Source organism: Klebsiella sp. MS 92-3 (assembly GCF_000195655.1).
Taxonomy (GTDB): domain Bacteria; phylum Pseudomonadota; class Gammaproteobacteria; order Enterobacterales; family Enterobacteriaceae; genus Klebsiella; species Klebsiella pneumoniae.
In genome coordinates, this window is record NZ_GL882837.1 from 39488 (window position 1) to 43051 (window position 3564).

General features: G+C 55.2%; 4 protein-coding genes. 2 read left to right on the forward strand and 2 right to left on the reverse strand.

What is annotated here, in order from left to right:
- Positions 1-120: 120 nt before the first annotated feature.
- Entirely contained in the window at positions 121-573 is a 453-nt protein-coding gene (matP, locus tag HMPREF9538_RS07600) for a macrodomain Ter protein MatP (RefSeq protein ID WP_002898404.1), read from the reverse strand.
- Positions 574-758: 185 nt separating this feature from the next.
- On the opposite strand from matP, the gene HMPREF9538_RS07595 reads away from it, so the two are divergent.
- Positions 759-2516: an AAA family ATPase gene (locus HMPREF9538_RS07595; protein ID WP_004147851.1), complete on the forward strand. Its 1758-nt coding sequence runs from the start codon at positions 759-761 to the stop codon at positions 2514-2516.
- 69 nt (positions 2517-2585) lie between these two features.
- Positions 2586-3104 carry a bifunctional 3-hydroxydecanoyl-ACP dehydratase/trans-2-decenoyl-ACP isomerase gene (gene fabA, locus HMPREF9538_RS07590; RefSeq protein WP_002898398.1) on the forward strand — a complete coding sequence of 173 codons (519 nt, stop codon included), beginning with the start codon at positions 2586-2588 and terminating at the stop codon, positions 3102-3104.
- 68 nt (positions 3105-3172) lie between these two features.
- Here fabA and rmf read toward each other — a convergent pair whose 3' ends face one another.
- Positions 3173-3340 (reverse strand): ribosome modulation factor, encoded by a 168-nt coding sequence (gene rmf / locus HMPREF9538_RS0128175; protein ID WP_002898396.1) that lies wholly within the window; start codon positions 3338-3340, stop codon positions 3173-3175.
- Between the last annotated feature and the right edge of the window lie 224 nt (positions 3341-3564).

A 3564-nucleotide genomic window follows, 5' to 3' on the forward strand; every position in this document is an offset into this window, starting at 1 on the left:
AAACCCCCCCGGGGGGGGGTTTTTTTTTTTATGCCCTCTCGCCCACTTCAGCGGCTGAGAGCTGTGAAGCAGCCCCCGGCCAGGGCAACCACCAGCAGGCGGGTCGACGATCCTACCTGGCTATTCTTTCCCTAACAGTACCTGCAGATCGTGCTTCAGGCTCGACATTTTGCTGGCATATTTCTCTTTGTGCTCGGCATCTTCAATCAGCTGGACGATGGTTTCAGACAAGGTTTTGCCCCGCCGCTGCGCCAGGCCAGCAAGACGCTGCCAAACGACAAACTCAAGGTCGATAGACTTCTTACGCGTATGCTGATGCTCAGCGTTAAAATGGCGTTTCCGTCGCGCGCGGATAGTCTGCTTCATGCGGTTCATCAGCGCCGGATTCATATGCTGCTCAATCCAGGCATGCACCAGCACAGGTTCATTCTCGAGCGTCAGCAAGTCATCTACCGCAGCTTGCGCAGCGCTGGCCTCAATGTAGCGGGTAATCAGCTCACCTTCCCGGTGCTTCTTTACCAGATATTTCCATTTCCAGCCGCTTTCAAGATTTTCCAGTTGTTGATATTTCATTGCGATCTCAATGTGACCGTGTAACTCATTTCAGGATATCAGTTTTTTTCTGATGTGCTGAATATAAATCATTATTCGTGAAGTCTGCGACCGGGTAATCATCAGGGTAACCATAATCCTCCGTGTGCTCGGTCGCGGCATCAGGTATAATTGCGCGCTTTACATCTAACTAAAAAACAGCGACTTTGACCATTACGAAACTGACCCGAACCGACCTTGCGCCTGATCTGGAAGCTTACCAGGCGCTGTTTGCTCAAGCTGAACTTTCCCATCCGGCCCCCTCCCTCTCGGGCGATCTGCAGCCGCGTTTGTTCTATGGGCTTGAGCAGCTGCTGTACACGCCGGCAGTCTCCTCCTTCATGCTAGTGAAAGCCCCTGAAGAGCCGGAATATCTGCAATGGCTGGCGGCTGAAACCCGGACTCTGCACGAGCCTGCCGCACCGCTTTACGGCGTCCGCTATGAGGTAACCGACGCTCAGGTGACGCTCGCACCGGCGCAGGGCGCTGAGGATAATTTCGCCAGCACTGCCCCGGTCGTGATGGCCGATTGGGTAGAAGCGGAACAGCTGTTTGGCTGCGTACGCCAGTTTAACGGTGCAATCACCCTCCAGCCTGGGCTGGTCCATCAGGCCAACGGCGGCGTGCTTGTGCTTTCGCTACGTACACTGCTGGCGCAACCGCTGCTGTGGGTGCGTCTGAAAAATATGGTGACTCGTCAGCGCTTTGACTGGCTTTCTATGGATGAATCGCGTCCGCTGCCGGTCAGCATTCCCTCTATGCCGCTGAGTCTGAAAATCATCCTGGTGGGCGAACGCGAATCGCTGGCCGATTTCCAGGAAATGGAGCCGGAGCTGGCTGCGCAGGCGATCTATAGCGAGTATGAAGACACTCTGCAGTTTGCTGACGCCGACACGCTAAAGGCCTGGTGCCAGTGGGTATGGCAGAATGCGCAGCAGCTGGAGCTGCCGGGCCCGGCAGCCGATGCCTGGCCTCTGCTGATCGATGAGGGAACGCGCTATACCGGCGATCAGGAGACCCTGCCGCTCAGTCCGCTATGGATAACCCGCCAGCTGCGGGAAGCCGCCGCCTTCTGCGAAGGCGAGGAGATTACCGGCGAAGCGATGCAGACCATGCTGGCGCGCCGGGTATGGCGTGAAGGCTACCTGGCGGAGCGTATGCAGGATGAAATCCTGCAGGAACAGATCCTGATTGAAACCGAAGGCGAATGCGTCGGGCAGATCAACGCCCTGTCGGTGATCGAATTCCCCGGTCATCCACGCGCGTTCGGTGAACCTTCACGCATCAGCTGCGTCGTGCACATTGGCGATGGCGAATTTATCGACGTCGAACGTAAAGCCGAGCTGGGCGGTAACATTCATGCGAAAGGCATGATGATCATGCAGGCTTTTCTGATGTCCGAGCTGGAGCTGGAGCAGCAGCTTCCCTTCACTGCTTCGCTGACCTTTGAGCAGTCCTACAGTGAAGTGGATGGCGACAGCGCCTCCATGGCGGAACTCTGCGCCTTAATCAGCGCCCTGGCCAACGTACCGATAAATCAGAGCATCGCGATCACCGGCTCCGTCGACCAGTTTGGTCGCGTGCAGCCGGTCGGCGGCCTGAACGAGAAAATTGAAGGCTTCTTCACTATCTGTCAGCAGCGCGGTTTAACCGGCAAACAGGGAGTGATTATCCCTGCCGCCAACGTTCGTCATCTCAGCCTGAGCCACGAGCTACGTCAGGCCGTTGCCGACAACCAGTTTGCTATCTGGGCCATTGACGATATTACCGAAGCGCTGCCGATGTTGACCCAGCTGATGTGGGACGGTGAAGGACAGACGCTGCGACAAACCATTCAGGAGCGGATAGCGCAGGCGACCCAGCAAGAGACTCGCCATCGTTTTCCGTGGCCGCTACGCTGGTTAGGTGGGACAAGTTCTAACTGATCGGACTTGTTCAGCTTACACGTGTTAGCTATCCTGCGTCCCGAACTTAAAATAAGGCTTACTGAAAACATGGTAGATAAACGCGAATCCTATACAAAAGAAGATCTTCTTGCCTCTGGTCGTGGTGAACTGTTCGGCGCGAAAGGCCCGCAGTTACCGGCACCAAACATGCTGATGATGGACCGCGTCATCAAAATGACCGAAACCGGTGGTAACTACGATAAAGGTTATGTTGAGGCAGAACTCGACATCAATCCTGACCTGTGGTTCTTCGGTTGCCACTTTATCGGCGATCCGGTGATGCCGGGCTGCCTGGGCCTGGATGCTATGTGGCAGCTGGTCGGGTTCTATCTTGGCTGGCTGGGCGGCGAAGGCAAAGGCCGCGCGCTGGGCGTTGGCGAAGTGAAATTCACCGGTCAGGTTCTGCCGACCGCGAAAAAAGTCACCTACCGCATCCACTTCAAGCGCATTGTTAACCGTCGTCTGATTATGGGACTTGCGGATGGTGAAGTGCTGGTTGACGATCGTCTGATCTACACCGCGAACGATCTGAAAGTGGGTCTGTTCCAGGATACTTCCGCTTTCTGATAACATTCAGTAGCGATTAAAAGGCGAAGCCCCCGCTATGCGGAGGCTTCTTTTTTAAAGAGACAGTGTCAGGCCGTTAGTACCCTGTCCTCCATGGCTTCTCGCCAGCCTCCCAGCCACCATGAGCGTTGATTCAGGCTCTGGTATGGACACATTTCTTTCGATCTTCCCGCGATACCCGCCTGATATCCGCGTTGGTGTGCCCGTTCCAGGCGATCTCGTTTTTGTCTCTTCATGCCTCGTTTCCCTCATTCTTTGATCTGGTGGAAAAGAAAACAGTGGTCGCAAATTGTGCAGCCACGGGTTACGAATACCGCGAAAAGAAGGCAACGTCAATGCGCAAAATTCACGCCAGTGTCATATTTGTGACCTATATAAGAGTTCATTTTTTGTTCGCTCGGCGCAGCCGCCGGTAACGAACTGACCTGGCAAAAAAAATGCCGCGCGGCCCAGGTGAACC